17 protein-coding genes and 1 pseudogene are annotated in these 19,694 nt (G+C 61.4%); 10 read left to right on the top strand and 8 right to left on the bottom strand.

What is annotated here, in order from left to right; translation table 11 throughout:
• Positions 1-12: 12 nt before the first annotated feature.
• The 5 genes from J1D76_RS25105 to J1D76_RS25125 are packed head-to-tail and all read right to left on the bottom strand — an operon-like array spanning position 13 to position 5,741.
• The gene (locus tag J1D76_RS25105; protein WP_421141055.1) at positions 13-846 is read right to left on the bottom strand and encodes a class I SAM-dependent methyltransferase; all 834 of its coding nucleotides are present in this window, start codon (positions 844-846) and stop codon (positions 13-15) included.
• A complete protein-coding gene (locus J1D76_RS25110) occupies positions 840-1,997 on the bottom strand; it encodes an acyltransferase family protein (RefSeq protein ID WP_421141057.1) in 1,158 nt (385 codons plus the stop codon). The genes J1D76_RS25105 and J1D76_RS25110 overlap by 7 nt, the downstream gene beginning before the upstream one ends.
• On the bottom strand, positions 1,994-2,878 hold the full coding sequence (locus tag J1D76_RS25115; protein WP_421141058.1) for a class I SAM-dependent methyltransferase: 885 nt from the start codon (positions 2,876-2,878) through the stop codon (positions 1,994-1,996). Before J1D76_RS25115 ends, J1D76_RS25110 begins: the two co-directional genes overlap by 4 nt.
• Positions 2,875-4,170 carry a glycosyltransferase gene (locus J1D76_RS25120; RefSeq protein WP_421141059.1) on the bottom strand — a complete coding sequence of 432 codons (1,296 nt, stop codon included), beginning with the start codon at positions 4,168-4,170 and terminating at the stop codon, positions 2,875-2,877. The genes J1D76_RS25115 and J1D76_RS25120 overlap by 4 nt, the downstream gene beginning before the upstream one ends.
• Positions 4,164-5,741 (bottom strand): glycosyltransferase, encoded by a 1,578-nt coding sequence (locus J1D76_RS25125; protein ID WP_421141060.1) that lies wholly within the window; start codon positions 5,739-5,741, stop codon positions 4,164-4,166. The genes J1D76_RS25120 and J1D76_RS25125 overlap by 7 nt, the downstream gene beginning before the upstream one ends.
• A 424-nt stretch (positions 5,742-6,165) precedes the next feature.
• Here J1D76_RS25125 and J1D76_RS25130 point away from each other — a divergent pair, with 424 nt between their 5' ends.
• From J1D76_RS25130 to J1D76_RS25175, 10 genes and pseudogenes are all read left to right on the top strand, one after another.
• Positions 6,166-7,080, top strand: a complete 915-nt coding sequence (locus tag J1D76_RS25130; protein ID WP_421141061.1) for a GDP-mannose 4,6-dehydratase — start codon at positions 6,166-6,168, stop codon at positions 7,078-7,080.
• On the top strand, positions 7,077-8,048 hold the full coding sequence (gmd, locus tag J1D76_RS25135) for a GDP-mannose 4,6-dehydratase (protein ID WP_421141062.1): 972 nt from the start codon (positions 7,077-7,079) through the stop codon (positions 8,046-8,048). The genes J1D76_RS25130 and gmd overlap by 4 nt, the downstream gene beginning before the upstream one ends.
• Positions 8,049-8,051: 3 nt before the next feature.
• Entirely contained in the window at positions 8,052-9,494 is a 1,443-nt protein-coding gene (locus tag J1D76_RS25140) for a mannose-1-phosphate guanylyltransferase/mannose-6-phosphate isomerase (RefSeq protein ID WP_421141063.1), read from the top strand.
• Positions 9,495-10,292 (top strand): ABC transporter permease, encoded by a 798-nt coding sequence (locus J1D76_RS25145; RefSeq protein WP_421141064.1) that lies wholly within the window; start codon positions 9,495-9,497, stop codon positions 10,290-10,292.
• A complete protein-coding gene (locus J1D76_RS25150) occupies positions 10,292-11,545 on the top strand; it encodes an ABC transporter ATP-binding protein (RefSeq protein ID WP_421141065.1) in 1,254 nt (417 codons plus the stop codon). The genes J1D76_RS25145 and J1D76_RS25150 overlap by 1 nt, the downstream gene beginning before the upstream one ends.
• Entirely contained in the window at positions 11,542-12,909 is a 1,368-nt protein-coding gene (locus J1D76_RS25155) for a glycosyltransferase family 4 protein (protein WP_421141066.1), read from the top strand. The genes J1D76_RS25150 and J1D76_RS25155 overlap by 4 nt, the downstream gene beginning before the upstream one ends.
• Complete coding sequence (locus tag J1D76_RS25160) at positions 12,893-14,023, top strand: glycosyltransferase family 4 protein (protein WP_421141068.1); 1,131 nt, start codon at positions 12,893-12,895, stop codon at positions 14,021-14,023. Before J1D76_RS25155 ends, J1D76_RS25160 begins: the two co-directional genes overlap by 17 nt.
• The gene (locus tag J1D76_RS25165; RefSeq protein WP_421141069.1) at positions 14,024-15,154 is read left to right on the top strand and encodes a glycosyltransferase family 4 protein; all 1,131 of its coding nucleotides are present in this window, start codon (positions 14,024-14,026) and stop codon (positions 15,152-15,154) included.
• Positions 15,155-15,355: 201 nt separating this feature from the next.
• Positions 15,356-16,102: a hypothetical protein gene (locus J1D76_RS25170; RefSeq protein WP_421141070.1), complete on the top strand. Its 747-nt coding sequence runs from the start codon at positions 15,356-15,358 to the stop codon at positions 16,100-16,102.
• Between the two features lie 322 nt (positions 16,103-16,424).
• Positions 16,425-16,604 (top strand): annotated as a pseudogene (locus J1D76_RS25175) (PaaI family thioesterase); the annotation flags it as partial.
• 86 nt (positions 16,605-16,690) lie between these two features.
• On the opposite strand, the gene J1D76_RS25180 reads toward J1D76_RS25175, so the two are convergent.
• The 3 genes from J1D76_RS25180 to J1D76_RS25190 all read right to left on the bottom strand — a co-directional run bounded on the left by J1D76_RS25180 (position 16,691) and on the right by J1D76_RS25190 (position 19,616).
• Positions 16,691-17,200 (bottom strand): DUF1993 domain-containing protein, encoded by a 510-nt coding sequence (locus J1D76_RS25180; protein WP_421141071.1) that lies wholly within the window; start codon positions 17,198-17,200, stop codon positions 16,691-16,693.
• Positions 17,201-17,448: 248 nt separating this feature from the next.
• On the bottom strand, positions 17,449-18,324 hold the full coding sequence (locus J1D76_RS25185) for an SDR family oxidoreductase (RefSeq protein ID WP_421141072.1): 876 nt from the start codon (positions 18,322-18,324) through the stop codon (positions 17,449-17,451).
• A 143-nt stretch (positions 18,325-18,467) separates the two neighbouring features.
• Positions 18,468-19,616, bottom strand: a complete 1,149-nt coding sequence (locus tag J1D76_RS25190; RefSeq protein ID WP_421141073.1) for an acetyl-CoA C-acetyltransferase — start codon at positions 19,614-19,616, stop codon at positions 18,468-18,470.
• Positions 19,617-19,694: the final 78 nt, after the last annotated feature.

The raw sequence follows: 19,694 nt of genomic DNA on the forward strand, positions 1-19,694 counted from the left end.
CGTGGCAGGTGATCAGGGTTTGCGCGCGATGATCACCTGACTTTTCGCCACCACGGCATCCAGCGCCTGCTTGATCTGCTCGCCCCTTGGCGAGGCCAGGATCGCCTGCCAGGTGTCCGCCCAGTGATTGAGCAGAGGATGGTCCGGGTTGCTGAAATCGACCTTGGCCTCCCAGAACAACAGCATCCACATCGACCAGTAGAACCCGTACTGGCTGTGGCTGATCACTTCCAGGCCGGCTTCGCTGACCATGGCTTTGAATTGCGACTCGCTGATAATGCGAATGTGATTGGGCTTCTGGAAATACTCGGGCGCCGCGATATCTTTTTGCAGGTCCTCGGAGCTCGGGTGCGGCACGCTCAGCAGGTAAAGCGCGCCGGGTTTGCCAACGCGCACCAGTTCGGCGAGGAACTGCGCCGGATCGTCCACGTGCTCGATGACCTCGGTCGACACCACCCGCGTGGCCGTGGCGTCGCCAATCGGCAGCGGGTTGCAGTCGGTGACGTGGCATTCGACGTCGCGCGCCGGGGTATCGCTCAGGCGCTGGCGCGTCGCTTCGACCTTGGCCGCGTCGATGTCGGCAATGATGATCTTCGCCCCGCGCATGCCGCAGAAATGCACGTTGCCGCCGTCGCCACAACCGACATCCAGCAGCGTGTCCTCGGGGGTCACCGGGAACCCGGTGAACAGCTCGCCGGTTTGCTGGTTGAACCAACCGCTGAGCATCGCATCGTGCAGGCCGAGCATGTACGGGTCGACCCTGTCTGCCACGGGCGGCGTTGGCGGTGTCTCTGGCTGCACAGGCACGGGCGTGCCCGCCGTGAGTTTTTTCAAAAGGCTCAGCATGAAGTGGCTCCAGAGGATGGGACGGCAATACGGGACGGGCTCAGGCGCTGGATCAGCGAGGCACCGCGCTGACGCATGGGCATTTCGATGAAGCGGTAGTTGAGTTCACTCAACAGGGCGATCAGGCCGCCCGCCATCAGCAACATCAGAATCGGATGACCTGCGGGGCTGGGTAGCCCGGCAACCTGCAAGCGGAAAATGATTTCACGAACCAGCAAATAGGCCGGAATGTGGATCAGGTAGATCCCATAGGAGCGACTGCCGACCCAGGTCATCACGCGCTTGAACAGGCCATTGGGCATCAGGCAATCGCGGTTGTAGGATGCGATCCACACCAGCAGCGCACACAACAGCGCAATCACGCCGATCCGGTAAGACGTGAAGGTGAACCGGTCCGTCGCCATGAAACCAAGCAACAGCGAGACCGCGACCAGTGCCGACAACCCGGCCCACGGACGACGCAGGTACGTCGGCTCCCAGCGCTGGTACGAAGGCTGTGCGCTCCACATGGCCAACAGTACGCCAAGGGCCAACGCATCGGTGCGCACCACCATCAGGATTGGCGTGCGCAAGGTGAACAACTGTATCGCCACCAACGCGAGCAACGCCCACACCAGATGCTTGCGACACAGCACGATCAACAATGGAAACAGCAGGTAGAACTGCTCCTCCAGCGACAGGCTCCAGTACACGAAACTGGTGCCGTACTCGTAATGATAAAAACTGTCGGCAAAACGGAAGTTGGCGTATTGCGCCACACCCGCCAGGGTCGCCTGGATGTTCGCCTGCAATGTACCGAATGCGCCGGAGCGATTGAGAAAAACGCACGCCAGCAACATCAATGCCAGCCATAACCAGGCCGACGGCAGCAAACGGAAAGCGCGGCGCAGCCAGAAGTTGCGCGTCTGTTGCCAGTATTCCTGGCGCGTTGTGCAACGGCGCAACGCCGGGATCAGACTGCGGGCGATGACGAAGCCCGAGATCGCAAAAAACAGGTCCACGCCCCACCACGGCTGGCTATACAGCGTGATGGCCTGCAGCAATGGTACTGCCGCGGCGAACAGACTGTCCTGCAGGTGATGAAACAGCACGCCGAGCACGGCGATGCCGCGCAACAACTCGATGTCCATGATCCGTTTTTCTTGGCTCATGCGCCCTCCTTTGCCCAAGGCTTGCGAGCGATGATCACCTGGCTCTTGGGCATGAACTGATCGAGCATCTGCTTGATCGCCAGCCCGTCGGGCTGGGCCAGCAAGTCTTGCCAGGTTTTCGCCCAGCTCTCCATCAGTGGCGGATACGGCGCCTGGATCCGGTCGCGAACCGCACCGCCCAGATCACGCCCGGCAGCCCGCTCGCTTGCCCAGAAAAAGATCATGCCCATGACCCAGAAAAATCCATTGGCCTGGCGATGCTCAATCACAAGCCCAGCGTCTTCCACCAGCGCGGCGAAGCGCTCGGGGCTGAAAATCTGTACGTGATTGGGCGCTTGGAAATAACTGGCCGGGGCGATGCCTTTCTGCAAATGCTCGCCCACCGGTGACGGCACGCTCAGCAGGTACAGCGCGCCGGGGCGGCCCATGCGCACCAACTCAGCCATGAACGGTTCTGGCTGATCGATGTGTTCGAGCACTTCCATGCACACCACTTTACTGGCGCAAGCGTCGGCCAGGGGCAGCGGCAGGCTGTTGCTGACCAGGCCGAGATTCGCCTTGGCCGATTGCGCTTCCACTTGCCGCGCCAGGTCGCGGACCTTGTCGTGTTCACTGTCGGTGAAGATCACCGACGCGCCTTGACGCACCGCGAACAAGGTCGCGACACCTTCGCCGCAACCGACATCGAGCAAGGTGTCGTCAGCGCTGATGGCAAAGCCTTTGAGCAATTCGCCGCTGTCGCCACAAAACCAGCCGTCGTGCATGGCATCGTGCAAGCCCACATCCCTGGGCGAGGCACGGGGTGGCTCGACTGGCACGGGTGCGGGCTGCGGCTCGGGTTTCGTCTCGGCAAAGAAACGTCTGACCAGTGCGCGAATCATGCCTCGGGGGTTTCCACGGCTCGCGGTTCGAACCGGTGCTCAAGAAAAGCGCCAAGCCGCTGCTCGGCCGTGGCCTGGCTGCAGAAGGTCTTGAGGCTAGCCACGGCGTGCCCGGACATCCGTGCATAACGCCCAGGATCTGCCTTGGCCACCTCATAACTCGAACGGTAAGCCCGGCACAACGAGGCCCAATCGGTGACGTAGCGCAACGTGCGAAACGCCCGGCGCGGGTCATGGGGCCAGGCCGTCAGCTCATCGGTGCAGTCGATCAGGAAGGCATTATCGGCATCCAGGTAATCGATCATCGCTGTGGTCCGGGGCGCCACCGCCGGTTTGCCGCAGGACATGAACTCCATCAACGGCAGGCACTGGCCCTCGCCATAAGAGGTATTGACCACGTAGCTCGTGGCCTGCACCAGCCGCTCATAGTCCGCGTCCGCCAGGTAGCCGTAGATCAGCACGATGCGGCAGCGGTAGGACTGGTTCTTGTAGAGGTGGTGAAGGATGTCGGTCAGCGCCGCTTCGGCATCGTGGTGCGTCAGTTTGAGCACCAGCGTTGCGTCCTCGACGTCGCGGAAGGTCACGCAAAAGGCACTGAGCATGTCTTCCCAGTTCTTGCGCCCGTCGCCGGGATTGAACACCGAGGTGTAGATAACACCGTCGAGGACCAGTTCGTGTTCCCTTGGCGGCGCGTCGAAATCAATGCCCACCCCTTCGCGGGTTGCCTCAGGGCCGAAGGCGCGCAAGTCGAGTTCGCGGCTGTCGGCCAGCAAGCCCTTGAGCGTCAACCGCACATCGCTGGCCAGGGGCTGGCATTGCAAGTGGGCGCCGCGCTCGCAAAACCGGTCCCAGACCGGGGCCGGTACCGCGATGATCGGATAGTCGGCACCCATTGCCTCGCGCACTGCATTGACGGTGTAGCTGGAATGGGTAATCGCCGCTCCCGCTGCCCGCAGCACGGTGCGCCAGTCATTGAGCGGGTCACCGGCAAAGGGCTCGTTGGGGATGGTGCTGAATTCCCAGGCGAACACCGGCAGCGTCGGGCAAGCGAAATTAATCGGCGTGCGATGAGGCGGTGAAAACGACAGGAACACGCACGCCTCCCCCCGGGACAAACAGTCCAGGTACAAGGCATCGACTTCGGTCTGCGGGTCGCTGACTTCGACCACTCGCCCGAGCCGTTCGAGCACAGGCCGGTATTCCTTGAGCACGAAGTAGTAGCTGTACTCCGAGCGGCCCAGGTTCTGGGCAATGGTGTGCTGGTTGGTTTCCGAATGGATGATGATCAGCATGAAGCGTTATCCGTCACGGTGGCCGTCGACACAGCCTGTGGCGCCAGCCCGAAAAAATCCGCCAGGCGCTTCTGCACCGGGGCGAACGCGCAGTAGTCGTGCATGCGCTCGACGGCGGTGCGGGACATGCGCTGATACTCCAGCGGTTGTTCCTTGGCCAGGCGGTAGCTGTTTTCGTAAGCGGTTTTCAGCGAACCCCAATCCGGCCGGTAACGCAGCGTGCGGTAGATGATGCGCGTGTCCTGCGGCCAGATGGTCAGTTCTTCGCTGGACCTGACCACAAACGCCACACCCTCATCGATATAGTCCTCCATGGCGGTGTGATCCGGGGCGATCACCGGTTTGCCACTGGCCATGAACTCCATCAACGGCAGGCACAGCCCTTCGCAGCGCGAAGCATTGACGTAGTAACTGGCAGCGGCGTAAAGCCGGGCGTATTGCGGATCGTCCAGGTAGCCGTGCATCACCACCACGCGACAGGCGAACGGTGACAACTGCGCGAGCAACGTCATCAGTTCGTCGTAGTAGGACGACAAGTCGCTTTGGGTAATCTTCAGCACCAGCGTCGCGTCGGACTTTTCGCGCAGCGCCCAGCAGAATGCGGTAATCAGTTGATGCCAGTTCTTGCGACCGTCCCGCGGGTTGAACACAGTGACGTAAACCACACCGTCAACCTGGGTTTCGACCTGAGTGGTGGTGTCCGGCCACTGTCGCGGTTCGGGCTCGGGCGCCGCAGGCGCCGCGGAATCGGCGATGACCGGCCACCAGCGGGCGAGGCGCTCATGGGCGGTGTCCGACAGCAGGTCGCGAATGCCTTCGCGATACCACTGGCCCAGGAAATGAGCGCGAGGCACCGGGATCGGCAGCGACTGGCCCTTGTCCAGGCGCCACATGTGCAAGTAATGGCAAGCAATCACCAGGCGACGCTTGAACGTCAACGGCGGTGGTTTCAAGGCTTCCAGCTCAGCCTCGATGGCCGCCAGTTCCTCGACGGTGGGCACGACCGGAAGCAGCGCATCGGCGCTCAGCCCGAGGGTGCGCGTGTCGAAGATGCAACCCTTGATCTGCAGCGTCGAGGCGGCGCAAACCGCCGCGCTGGAATGGCGACTACGAATGTCGGCGAAGTGTTCCCACAACGGTGTCGGCAACACCAACACCGGAAAGTCTTCGCCCATGGCCCGGCGAATCGCCCGGGCGGTATGGCTGGAGAGCGTGATCACCCGGCCCTGGCGCGCCAGCATTTGCGTCCAGTCCTGGCGCGGGTCGTTGTCCCATTGTTCGTCGGGAATCGAATCGAATTCCCAGGCCACCACGCAGATCGTCGGGCATTCAAGGTCGTTCGGGGTTTTCTGGGGCGGGGTAAACGACAGAAACAGGCACTCTTCGCCGGCGGCCAGTAACTGTTTGTAGAGCGGGTCGACCTCGGCGGTGGCGGACACCACATGCACGCGCCCAAGGCTTTCGAGCACAGGGCGATAGGCCTTGAGCACGAAGTAGTAACTGTACTCGGGACGGCCGAGACTCTGGCTGATGGAGCTGTCGTTGACGTCGGAGTAAAGGATGAAATTCATGGTATCCCACAGTGTTGCCGCCATCCCGGCAGCTTCACGGCATGACGGAGAAGCCACGGATCGAGCCAGCGTGTGCTGCCTTCGTCCATCGTCTTCCTGCCCGTCTTCGTTCTTGTTTTAGTCGCCAGTTTCTCGCAGTTTCGAAGCGACGCTGCCGAACCCCGGTCAATCGTGACGAAAGGCATTCTAAACACATCCGTCGAGGATTCGTGAACCGCCCGGCGAGAATAAATCAGGCTACGCTGACGAGAACCGATCAGTCACGATGGGACTTGTTGAAATTGCCGCGCAAATGGCACAGATTGGCGACCAAACAACTACAACAAAACATTTCATCTGTCTTTACGAGCGTTCCTGTTGGTTTGTGAGAACCTTCCATAAAACCTGTAGGAACTGATGAGATGAATGACCAAGGGGCCGCTGTTTGAAAAAGCGTCTGTTTGTCACGGGTCTTGGTGGATTCGTTGGACAACACCTCCAATCGCGCTTGCAGGCCGACGCTTCGCAATGGGAATTGCTGCCGGTTGCGCATCGCTACGACCTCAGTGCGCCGGACAGTCTGGAAGACCTGTGGCCGGACCTGCCCGATGCAGTGATTCACCTCGCCGGGCAGACCTTCGTTCCGCAAGCGTTCCGTGACCCGGCGCGCACCCTGAATATCAACCTGCTCGGCACCCTCAACCTGCTGCAAGCCCTCAAGGCACGTGGGTTCAGCGGTACGTTCCTGTATGTCAGCTCCGGCGATGTCTATGGCCAGGTCACCGAAGCCGACCTGCCAATCAGCGAATTGCAACCACCCTGCCCGCGCAACCCGTACGCGGTGAGCAAACTGTCGGCCGAGTTCCTGAGCCTGCAATGGGGCCTGAGCGAAGGCTGGCCGGTGATGGTCGCCCGTCCGTTCAACCACATCGGCAGCGGGCAGAAAGACAGCTTCGTCATCGCCAGCGCCGCGCGCCAGATCTGCCGCATCCAGCAAGGCCTGCAACCACCACTACTGGAAGTCGGGGACATCGATGTCACCCGCGATTTCCTCGACGTCGGCGACGTCATCTCGGCGTATCTGGCGCTGCTGGAAAAAGGCACGCCCGGCCAGCTCTACAACATCTGCTCGGGACGCGAGCAAAGCATTCGCAGCCTGATCGAACAAATGGCAGATATTGCCCAGGTCGACCTGCAACTGGTCCAGGACCCTGCGCGCCTTCGCCGCGCGGATCAGCGTCGGGTGTGCGGCAGCCCTGCCAGGCTGGCCCAGGCCACCGGATGGACGTCTGAAATCACAACACAACAATCCCTGCGGGCGATCCTGTCCGACTGGGAGCAGCGAGTACGACAAGAATGACTAAAAGTGCACTGATCACAGGGATCACCGGCCAGGACGGGGCGTATCTGGCCAAACTGTTGCTCGACAAGGGTTACAAGGTCCACGGTCTGGTGGCGCGGCGTAGCAGCGATTCGCGCTGGCGCCTGCGCGAGATGGGCGTCGAGTCGGACATCGTCTACTTGGACGGCGACATGGCCGATGCCTGTTCGGTACAGCGCGCGGTCATCAAATCGGCGCCGGACGAAATCTATAACCTCGCCGCGCAAAGCTTTGTCGCGGCCTCCTGGGATCAACCGGTGACCACCGGGATCGTCGACGGCCTGGGCGTGACCCACCTGCTCGAAGCCATCCGCCAATTCAGCCCGCACACGCGTTTCTATCAGGCGTCCACCAGCGAAATGTTCGGCCTGATCCAGGCCGAACAGCAGGACGAAAACACTCCGTTTTATCCGCGCAGCCCTTATGGCGTGGCCAAGCTGTACGGCCACTGGATCACCGTGAACTACCGCGAAAGCTTCAACCTGCACGCCAGCAGCGGGATCCTGTTCAACCACGAATCGCCACTGCGCGGCATCGAATTCGTCACCCGCAAAGTCACCGACGCCGCCGCCCGCATCAAGCAGGGCAAGCAGCAGGAGCTGCGTCTGGGCAACATCGACGCCAAACGCGACTGGGGCTTTGCCGGCGACTACGTCGAAGCCATGTGGCTGATGCTGCAACAGGACAAGCCCGACGACTTCGTGGTCGCCACGGGCGTGACCACCACCGTGCGCGAAATGTGCCGGATCGCCTTCGATCATGTCGGCCTGAACTATCGCGATTTCGTCAAGATCGACCCGGCGTTTTTCCGCCCGGCCGAAGTCGAAGTGCTGCTCGGCAACCCGGCCAAGGCTCAGCGCGTGCTGGGCTGGAAGCCAAAAACCGACCTGGATACCCTGATCCGCATGATGATGGATGCGGACATGAAACGCGTCGCCAAGGAGTAGGCCATGCTGATTCCCGTGATTCTCTCCGGCGGTGCCGGGACAAGGTTGTGGCCGGTGTCGCGTGAAGGCCATCCGAAACCGTTCATGACCCTGCCCGACGGCCAGTCGCTGCTGGGCAAGACCTATCGGCGAGCCGCCGGTTTGCTCGACGGCCGGGGCGATATCGTCACGGTGACCAACCGCGAGTATTACTTCCAGAGCAAGGATCACTATCAGGACGCACAGCTGAGCCGCCATCGCGGGCACTTCCTGCTGGAGCCGAGCGGTCGCAACACCGCGCCGGCCATCGCCGCTGCGGCATTGTCATTACAAGCCTTGCACGGCGATGAAGCGATCATGGTGGTGATGCCCGCCGACCATCTGATCCACAACGAAGATGCCTTGAAGCAGGCCGTGGACCACGCCGTGGCGCTGGCCAAAGATGGTTTTCTGGTGACGTTCGGCGTCGTGCCCACCGCACCGGAAACCGGCTTCGGCTACATCGAGACTGGCACGGCCCTGGATGACCGCGGCGCGGCCAACGTCAAGCGCTTTGTGGAAAAGCCCGACCTGCAAACCGCCACCCATTACCTGGAGAGCGGTAACTTCCTGTGGAACTCCGGGATGTTCTGCTTCTCGATTGCCACCCTGCTGACCGAATTGCAAAAACACGCCCCCGAGTTGCTCGAACAGACCAGAACCTGTATGGCGGCCAGCCAGCCGGTAGAAACCGTCGGCTGCCTGCAACAGGAATTGTCCCCGACATTGTTCGCCGAAATCACTGACATCTCCATCGACTATGCATTGATGGAGCGCTCTGACAAAGTCGTGGTCGTGCCCGCCGCGTTCGACTGGAGCGACATTGGTTCCTGGGGCGCAGTCGCGGCCCTGGTGCCGGCCGATGCGCAAAACAATCGCGCCAGCGGCGACGCCGTGTTCATCGACAGCCACAACAACTTCGTGCAGAGCGAAGACCGGCTGGTGGCGGCCGTGGGCGTGGATAACCTGATCATCGTCGACACCGCCGACGCGGTGCTGGTGGCCCACGCCGATCGTGCGCAGGATGTGCGCCGGGTGGCCAAGCAACTCAAGGACAAAAAGCACGAAGCCTACCGTTTGCACCGTACCGTCAGCCGCCCTTGGGGCAGCTACACCGTGCTTGAGGAAGGCCCACGCTTCAAGATCAAACGCATCGTGGTCAAGCCCGGTGGCAAGTTGTCACTGCAAATGCACCACCATCGCAATGAACACTGGGTGGTGGTCGAAGGCATGGCCAAGGTCACGAACAACGGCACCGGTACGCACCTGGTGGCCAAGAACGAATCGACATTTATCGCCGCCGGTCACAAGCATCGCCTGGAGAACCCCGGCGTGATCGACCTGGTGATCATCGAAGTGCAAAGCGGTGAGTACCTGGGGGAGGACGACATCGTCCGCTTCGAAGATCAATACGGCAGGACGGTTTGAATGCTGCTTTCTCTATGCCGCACGCTGGGCAGCTATCGAGGGTTCATCCTCGGCAGCGTCCAGCGCGAGTTCCAGGCGCGCTATCGCAACTCGCTGTTCGGTGCCTTGTGGACCGTGCTCAACCCGCTGTCAATGATCATTGTCTACACGGTGATTTTTTCCCACATCATGCGCGCCCGCTTGCCCGGGGTAGATGATGGACTGGCCTACAGCGTCTACCTGTGCGCCGGGTTGCTCACCTGGGGCCTGTTCGCGGAAATCACCGTACGCAGCCAGAACATGTTCCTGGACAACGCCAACCTGCTGAAGAAAATCAGCTTCCCGAAAATCTGCCTGCCGGTGATCGTGCTGTTGAACGCCGGCGTCAACTTCGCAATCATTATTGGCTTGTTCCTCGGCTTCCTGTTGGTCACCGGCCGGTTGCCGGGCATGGCGCTGTTGGCGTTGATTCCACTGCTGGCACTGCAAGTGATGTTTTGTGCCGGGTTGGGAATCATCCTTGGCGTGTTGAATGTGTTTTTCCGCGATGTCGGGCAATTTTTTGCCATCTGCCTGCAGTTCTGGTTCTGGCTGACGCCGATCGTGTACCCGATGAGCATCCTGCCCGAGTGGGTGCAGCGTCTGCTGCAACTCAACCCCCTGACCAACCTGATCACCAGCTACCAGAACATCTTCCTTTATGGCACATGGCCGGTCTGGAGCTCGCTGCTGCCGATCATGGTCGCCAGCGTGGTGTTCCTCGTCATCGGGCTGCGCCTGTTTCGTCAGCGGGTCGGTGAAATGGTGGATGAACTCTGATGGGGCAACTACGCGTTACCGGCCTGGGCAAGGCCTACAAACAATACCCGACGCGTTGGAGTCGGCTGGTCGAATGGCTGGTGCCGTTCTCGCCGATCCGCCATCGCCAGCACTGGGTGCTGCAAGACGTGACGTTCCAGATTGCGCCCGGCGAATCGGTGGGCATCGTCGGGGTCAATGGCGCGGGCAAAAGCACTCTGCTGAAAATGATCACCGGCACCACCCAGCCGACCTGCGGCAGCATTCAAATGGAAGGCCGCGTTGCCGCCCTGCTGGAACTGGGCATGGGCTTTCACGCTGACTTTACCGGCCGCCAGAACGCGATCATGTCTGGGCAACTGCTCGGCATGCAGATTGAAGAAATCCAGGCCCTGATGCCGGAAATCGAACGTTTCGCGGAAATTGGCGAGGCCATCGACCACCCGGTGCGCACCTACTCCAGCGGCATGCAAATGCGCCTGGCATTCAGCGTGGCCACGGCGCGCCGCCCGGACATCCTGATCGTCGACGAAGCGCTGTCCGTGGGCGACGCCTACTTCCAGCACAAAAGTTTCGACCGCATCCGCAGCTTTCGCAAAGCCGGTACCACGCTGTTGATCGTGTCCCATGACCGTTCGGCGATCCAGTCGATCTGCGATTCGGCGATCCTCCTGGAAAATGGCCGCATGGCCATGCACGGCACACCGGAAGCCGTGATGGATTACTACAACGCCCTGCTCGCTGAACGTGAAGGCCAGACCGTGCGCCAGGAAATACTCTCGGGCGGTCAGGTCAGCACCATTTCCGGCACGGGTGAAGCGCGGATTATCAATGTGCGCCTGCTCGACCAGCACGAACGCTCCATCGACGCCGCCGAAGTCGGCCAGCCGGTGGTGCTGGAGGTGAATGTCGAAGTTCGCCAGGACATCGAACGGCTGGTGCTGGGCTTCATGATCAAAGATCGACTGGGCCAGGCCATGTACGGCATCAACACGCACCGCCAGGACCAGGCGCTGACCGACTTGCAGGCGGGCGAGTGCGTCACCTATCGCTTTGCGTTCGTCATGGGGCTGGGCAAGGGTAACTACTCGGTGGCGTTGAGCCTGTCTCGCCTGGACTCGCACCTGGACCGCAACTTCGAGTGGCGCGATTACGGGTTGGTGTTCCACGTCATCAACAACCGCCAGGAAGATTTTGTCGGCTGCTCGTGGCTGGCCGCGAAAACCACCATCACTCGCACCAACGCGTCGGTCACCTCGGGGATCACGCCATGACGCGTCTGTTGGTGGAATGCACCCACGTGTTCCAGCACCCCAAGGTCAACTCGGGCATTCAGCGGGTGGTGCGCAACGTCATCAACCAGTTGCCCGAATCGGTCGACGGGGTTGAATGCATCCCGGTGGTGATGCTCGATGGCAAGCTCTACCGGGTGGTGCAACTGGGTGCGCTGAACGTTCCGTTTTTCGATCAACTGATCACCTTCGGCGGGCGACTCGGTCGCCTGGCCCATCGTTTCTGGCAGCGCTACCAGCAGCTCGACCAACGCTTGCCGTCGCGCTTTGTCCGGCGCGTGGCGTACGTGGCGTATCGACTGACCGCACTGGCTTGTTTCAGTGTGCCGCTGCGCCTGATTGACAGAATCAGTCAACATCAGCTGCCCAAACGTCGCGTGCCCTTGCAGCATCAGCCGGGGGATCAACTGGTGTTGCTGGACTCCTCCTGGCACACCGATTTCTTCCCGTTCGCCGAACAGCTCAAGCGTGAAGGCGTGGGCATCGTTTCGGTGATCTACGACCTGATCCCGCTGACCCACCCGCAGTTCTACGACGCACGGCTGGTGCAGGTTTTCAACGAGTGGTTCGACTGGATTACCCAGACCGCCGATGGCTACGTGGCCATTTCCGCCACGGTGCGCGATCAGGTGCGTGACGAGATTCAGCGTCGCCTCGGCCCTGCCAAGGCCAATGGGTTGTGGTTCGACTATTTCCACCTCGGCTCGGAACTCGATCTGCGCGAAGTCACCGCCGCCGTGGAACCGCGTCTCGCCCGTGTGTTCGAGACGCCGCAGCCGGTGTTCCTGATGGTCAGCACCATCGAGCCGCGCAAGAACCATGACTACCTGCTCGACGCGTTCGAACGCGCCTGGGCGGCGGGCTCCGATGCCCGTCTGTGCATCGCCGGACGCATCGGCTGGAAATGCGATGCCCTGCTCGCTCGGGTGCGCAATCACCCGCAATTGAACCAGCGCCTGTTCATGTTCAACGACCTGAGCGACACCAGCCTGGAACATGCCTACACCCACGCCAGCTCCCTGGTGTTTCCTTCGTTCGTGGAAGGCTTCGGCTTGCCGCTGGTAGAAGCCATGCAGCGCGGGTTGCCGGCCATGGGCAGCGACATCGAGGTGTTTCGCGAAATCGGCGGCGAGTACATGGCGTACTTCGACCTGGCCGAAGCGCAGAGCCTGGCCGACCTGGTCGTGGGCTTCGAGCGCAGCGGCCAGTTCCCTGCCACCCGCGATGTCGCGAATTGGCAGTGGATCGGCTGGCGTGAAGCCAGCGCGCAATTGGCTGAACGCACCCTGCGCAACCTTGCTGACGTGCCGCTCGCAGAAGTGAGGCAGCATGCGCATTGCCCTTAACGCCCGCATCCTCCAGGCCCCGCGCACCGGCATCGGTCACTACGTCGCCGAACTGGCGAACGCCTTGGCGGGCGAGGCGGATATCGAACTGGCGTTGTTTCATGGGTGGGGCTGGAGCACTGAGCTGCCCGAGGCGGCCATGCCCGGTTATTCCCGGCTGACACCCCTGCTGCGGCAGATTCCGGGGGCCTACCAGGCCCGACGCTGGCTGGAACAGAAGCGTTTCGATCAGGGCCGCGCGCAATCGATCGACCTCTACCACGAACCGAGCCTGTGGCCGCTGGCGTTCGACGGCCCGACCGTCATCACCCTGCACGACCTCACTCACCTGCACTACCCCGAAACGCAGCCGCCGGCGCGCTTGCGCGAAATCGAACGGCGCGTGGCCGACGGTGTGCAACGGGCGAGCCTGATTCTCACCGATTCGCAATACATCGCGGACGAAGCCCAGGCGCATTTCGGGCTCGCGGCCGAGCGGTTTGTCGTCGCACCGTTGGGTGTCGCCGCGCGTTTTCACCCGCGTACGCCCGAGGCCATCGACGCCGTGCTCAAGGCCCATGGTGTCGAGGCGCGGGAGTACTTCCTCTGCGTCGGCACCCTGGAGCCGCGCAAGAACCTGTCCCTGGCCCTGCGCGCCCATGCCCGCTTGCCGGCGTCCGACCGACAGCGTTTTCCCCTGCTGATCGTCGGCATGGCCGGCTGGCAACGCGAGCAGTTCAGTGCAGAACTGCACCAGGCCCTGGCCGACGGCCACGTCTGTTTGCTGGGTTATCTACCGGACGATCACGTGGCGCAGTTGTTGGCCGGCGCCCGGGCGCTGATTTTTCCGTCGCTTTACGAAGGTTTCGGCCTGCCGGTCCTCGAGGCCATGGCGTCCGGTACGCCGGTCATCCTCACGCGACGCTCGGCCATGCCCGAAGTCGCAGGCGCGGCGGGCAACTATATTGAAGCCAATGAGCCCGACGGCTTGTGCGAGGCGATGGGCCGTCTAGTCGACGATCCCGCCCATTGGCAGGCATGCCGGGAAGCCGGATTGCTTCAGGCTGGGCTTTTTTCCTGGCAGCGCTGTGCACACATCACCGCCAGCGCTTACCGCCAGGCTATGGGAGATTGAATGCGCGTTCTTCATTTTTTCAAGACGTACTTGCCTGACTCGATGGGCGGGATCGAACAAGTGATTTTCCAGTTGTGCGAAAGCGGAATGCCGCACGGCGTCGAAGGCAAGGTGCTGACCCTCAGCGCCAATCCGACACCGCCGGTGGTACAGGTCGCGCACCATGAAGTCCACCGGGCCAGGCTCGACATCCAGTTCGCCTCCACCGGGTTTTCCTGGAGTGTCTTCAAACAGTTTCGCGAAATGGCGGCCGAGGCCGACGTCGTCAATTACCACTTCCCGTGGCCGTTCATGGACCTGGTGCATTTCGCCAGTGGCATGAACAAACCCAGCGTGGTGACCTACCACTCGGACATCATTCGGCAAAAGCATCTGCTCAAGCTGTACCGGCCGCTGATGAACCGTTTTTTGCACAGCGCCGACCGGATCGTCGCGGCGTCGCCAAATTACCTGCACACCAGCGATGTGCTGCAGCAGTTCCAGCACAAGACCCGGGTGATCCCCTACGGCTTGAACAAGGCCGGTTACCCTCAGCCCGACAGCGACCGAAAGGCTCACTGGCAGCAAAAGCTGGGCGACAAATTTTTCCTGTTTGTCGGTGTGATGCGCTACTACAAGGGTTTGCACATCCTGCTTGACGCGCTGAAAGGCCTGGACTATCCGACGGTGATCGTCGGTGCCGGGCCGCTGGAGGCTGAGCTGCATGCCCAGGCCGCCGCCCTGGGGTTGCGCAACATTCATTTCCTCGGGCGTCTGGGGGATGAAGACAAAGTCGCGCTGCTGGAACTGAGCTACGCCATTGTGTTTCCCTCGCACCTGCGCTCCGAAGCCTTCGGCATTTCGCTGCTCGAAGGCGCGATGTACGGCAAGCCGATGATCTCCAGTGAGATCGGCACCGGCACCAGTTACATCAACATTCATGACGAGACGGGGTTGGTGGTGCCGCCGAGCAGTCCCTTGGCGTTTCGTGAGGCCATGCGCACGCTTTGGGAAAACCCGGCGCTGGCGGCGCACATGGGCGACAAGGCGCAGGCCCGTTATCAAAAGCTTTTTACCTCCGACGAAATGGGTCTCAAGTGGGCGGCCTTGTACGAAGAACTGCTGGAGGAAAAATCCCTCGTCTATGCTTGATGCCTGTCTTCTGCACGCGCCGCGCCTGTCAGCGAAAGTGCCAGCCCCCTGGGGCTGGCCTGGCTCGTCTTTACCCTGGTCAACCCATCAAGGCCAATGATCACAGCCCACCCCATCGATATTTCTTGCAGTGCAAAAAGACCAGCTATCGTTGTAAGTGATCGGTCTGATTCGGACCAGTAGTGTAGTGATGGAGTTCTTATGAACAGGACCAGTCTTGCTGCTGTCGTCACCTCTCTGCTCTCATTAACCGTTCCCGCCACCTCCAGCGCTTCACTGCCAACCGATCCGATTCTTAGCGTTGGCTTACTGGGCAGTTACAGCGAACTCGAGTTCACCGGCCATCGAAGCAACACCACCGAGCATATGCCCGAAGGCGGTTTGTTTCTCAATTACGGCAATAAAATGACCGCTCAATCGGGCCTGGTTTATCTGGCAGAAATCACCGGTCAGTATTCCGAGAAGCAAAACCAGAAAGTCAAAGACAGCGAGCTGGACCTGGATGTGGGCTGGCGCACGGCGCTGGATAACACCAATTCCATCGATGTGTTGCTGGGCGGCGGCTACAAATGGAATCGATTCGAGCCCGATACCAAAAAGCACGACGTCGATCTCACCAGCCGCACGCCTTTCGCCAAAGCGGCCGCCGGCTATAACCATCGGTTCGGCGATACCACCTTGCGTCTCGAAGCGGGCGTTCGGCGCATGCTCAACGGTGATTCGCAACTCAACGTGCACGGGGTCAGCAGCGACACCGAGAACCTGAACGACACGAACAACCCATTTGTCGAATTCAGCGCACTGTTCAATCAGCAAGGCTCGATGCCGCTCATCGCAACCCTTTACTACAACCGCTTCAAATATGACCTGGACGGCCAGTTCACCCACACCGATCTCAACAAACAGACCCGGGACGAGTACGGGGCAAAAATAGGCCTGGTCTTCTAGCCAGTCGAACGCCCTTTGTAGCACCCGCCGTCGGGCTGAAACCATGGGATACGTCCTACATTTTTCTGGGAACGATCCTATAAAACCATCACATTCGGGAGCATACACTCGCTCCCTCCAACCACTGCCGAGATACCGTGCCTGATGCTGTACCTGATCCTCACCATCGTGGTGCTGGCCGTTGTCATCTTGGGCCTGGCCTTATATGGCTGGTATCGCCACCTGCGTGATGACGAGGACGATTTTTACTAGCGGGCCGCTTCACGCTACCGCCTAACGCCTGACGCTGGGAAAAGCCGCGCAAACGCTTACAATCGCGCTTTTCAGGCCGACGCCAATGGGCGTGCCGCCGACGCTGCGGGCGAAAGTCGAGGGTGAGGTCGGGCGCAAGCGCCGGGTGATTTGCCAGGTGTATGCCGGCGATGTGCTGACCGCCGTCGGCGACTCGGTGTTTGTCCGTGTCGATACCGAGAAACTGCGCAACGCCGCCCACGACCGCTAGCCGGGCCGCGTGATCATTGAAGATTTAATAGAAATCTGTGGCGAGGGAGCTTGCTCCCTCGCCACATGTACAGTGTTGCAGGCGGTTTAGAACGCGCCCATGTAGTCGCGCTTGCCCACTTCAACGCCGTTGTGGCGCAGCAGTGCGTAGGCGGTGGTGACGTGGAAGAAGAACTGCGGCAGGCCGTAGGTCAGCAGGTACGACTGGCCACTGAAGCGTTTTTCTTTCGGCGTGCCCGGACGGGTCACGATCTCGATGCCTTCCTTGCCGTTGATCTGCTCAGGCGTGATGCTGCCGACGAAGGCCAAGGCCTTGGCGATCAGCGCTTGCAGGTCAGCGAAGGTGGTTTCGGTGTCGTCGTATTTCGGCAGTTCGACTTCGGCCAGGCGACCGGTGACACCCTTGCTGAAATCAACGGCGATCTGCACCTGACGCACCAGCGGGAACATGTCCGGGAACAGGCGTGCTTGCAGGAACGCATTAGGGTCGATGTTTTTGTCGGTGGCGTGGGCTTCGGCCTTTTTCAGCACATCGCTCAAGGCGTTGAGCATTTGCTGGAAAACAGGCACAGAGGCGTCGTACAGGGAAATGGTCATGGCAGGTCTCGTGTGGTGACTGAAGGGATCGCGGGCAATGCCGGTCAACTGCAACCGCCCTTGTAGGAGCGAGCCTGCTCGCGATGGACGTAAACGATAACGCGCCCAGTCTGAATTGGCGCGTTACATTCGAATCCATCGCGAGCAGGCTCGCTCCTACAAGGGTTGGCGTTGAAGTTAACCCATCGGCATCAATGAAACGTGGGCCGATTATAGCCGTGCACCGCCCTCCCGGGACCGGACTTTTTTCAGCTTCCGTACACTTTGGCCGCCGGCACCGCTTGCGTCAGCAGTTGCGCCACCGCATCACCCATCTCGCCAACCGCCCAACGGCCCTGGCGATCCACCTGCGGACCACGGCGCCAGCCGTCGGCGATCGACAACTTGCCGCCCTCGACTTCGAACATCTGCCCGGTGACGTCAGCGGACGCCTCGGAACCGAGCCACACCACCAGCGGCGCGACGTTTTCCGGGGCGAAGTAATCGAAGCCCTCGTCCGGCTTTTTCATGGTGTCGGCGAATACCTGCTCGGTCATCCCGGTGCGCGCCGCCGGTGCCAGGGCGTTGGCGGTGATCCCGTAGCGGCGCAGTTCAGCGGCCTGCACCAGCGTCAGCGAAGCAATGCCGCCCTTGGCCGCCGCGTAGTTGGATTGGCCAATCGATCCCTGCAAACCGGCGCCGGAACTGGTGTTGATGATCCGCGCATCGACCTTCGCCCCGCCCTTGGCCTGCTCGCGCCAGTGCTTCACGGCGTGGCTGGAAATGCAGAAATGGCCTTTCAGGTGCACCGCCACCACAGCGTCCCAGTCGGATTCACTGAGGCTGGCGAACATGCGGTCGCGGCAGATCCCGGCGTTGTTGACCACCACATGCAGGTCGCCAAACGTTTCGATGGCCTGGCGCACAATCAGCCCGGCCGACTCATAACCGGTGATGTCGTCGCTGTTGGCCACGGCGCTGCCGCCCTGCCCGAGGATTTCCCCGACCACGGCCAGCGCCGCTTCGCGATTGATGTCATTGACCACGACTTTGGCGCCTTCGGCAGCGAAGGCCAGCGCGTAGGCGCGGCCCAGACCACCGCCGGCACCGGTGATGATCACGACGCGGTTTTCACAGATGTTCATGCTTCAAATTCCTCACTAATCACCCCATCTCCCTGTAGGCGCTGGCTTGCCAGCGAAGGCGGAGTGTCAGCGACTTTAATGTTGGCTGACCCACCGCTTTCGCTGGCAAGCCAGCTCCTACAGGGGGCGGTGTGCGGCATGGGTTACAGGCGTTCGATGATGGTTACGTTGGCCTGGCCGCCGCCTTCGCACATGGTCTGCATGCCATACCGACCACCGCTGCGTTCCAGTTCATGCAGCAAGGTGCACATCAAGCGGGTGCCGGTGGCGCCCAATGGATGGCCGAGGGCAATCGCGCCGCCGTTGACGTTGGTTTGCTCGTGCGGATAGCCGGTTTCTTTCAACCAGGCCATGGCCACCGAAGCAAAGGCTTCGTTGATTTCCACACGGTCGATGTCTTCCAGCTTCATGCCGGCACGCTTGAGCGCGTACGCGGTGGCCGGGATCGGTGCGGTGAGCATCCAGATCGGGTCTTCGGCGCGCACGCTCAGGTGATGGATGCGTGCCCGTGGCGTCAGGCCGTAGCGTTTGAGCGCCGCCTGCGAGACGATCAGCATCGCGCTGGCCGCGTCGCAGGTCTGGCTCGACACCGCGGCGGTGACCCGGTCGCAGCCGAACAGGTATTCCAGTTCAGCCATCTTTTCCAGGCTGGTCTGGCGCGGGGTTTCGTCATGCAGCACACCGGCCAGCGGTACGATCTCGCGGTTGAAGCGACCCTGCTCGATGGCCTGCAAGGCACGGCGATGAGACTCCAGCGAATAGGCTTCAAGCTGCGCCCGGGACAGGTCCCACTTTTGCGCGATCATCTGCGCCGAACGGAACTGCGTCGGCGGTTGCGCACCGTAGCGTCGCACCCAGCCTTCGGAACCGCTGAACGGATCGGTGAAGCCCAGGGGTTCGGCGGCGATCATCGCCGAGGAAATCGGGATCTGGGTCATGGTCTGCACGCCACCAGCAATGACCACGTCCTGGGTGCCGCTCATCACGGCTTGGGCGGCGAAGTGCACCGCTTGCTGGGACGAACCGCACTGGCGGTCGATGGTGGTGCCCGGCACCGATTGCGACAGGCCGGCCGCCAGCCAACTGGTGCGGGCGATGTCGCCGGCCAGCGGGCCGATGGTATCGACGCAGCCGAAGATCACGTCGTCGTAATCCTCGTCGGGAATGTCATTGCGCTCGACCAGTGCCCGTAATACATGGGCGCCCAGGTCAGCGGCGTGAATCTGGCTCAGACCACCCTTGCGCCGCCCGGTGGGCGTGCGCAGGGCGTCGACGATATAGGCTTCAGGCATGGTCTACCTCGGTGTAGAAATTGAAATCAGCACGGTCGGTTTTTTGTAGGAGCCGGCTTGCCGGCGATGGCGTATTTG

Origin of the sequence: Pseudomonas sp. NFX15 (assembly GCF_049132105.1) — a bacterium.
Taxonomy (GTDB): Bacteria; Pseudomonadota; Gammaproteobacteria; order Pseudomonadales; family Pseudomonadaceae; genus Aquipseudomonas.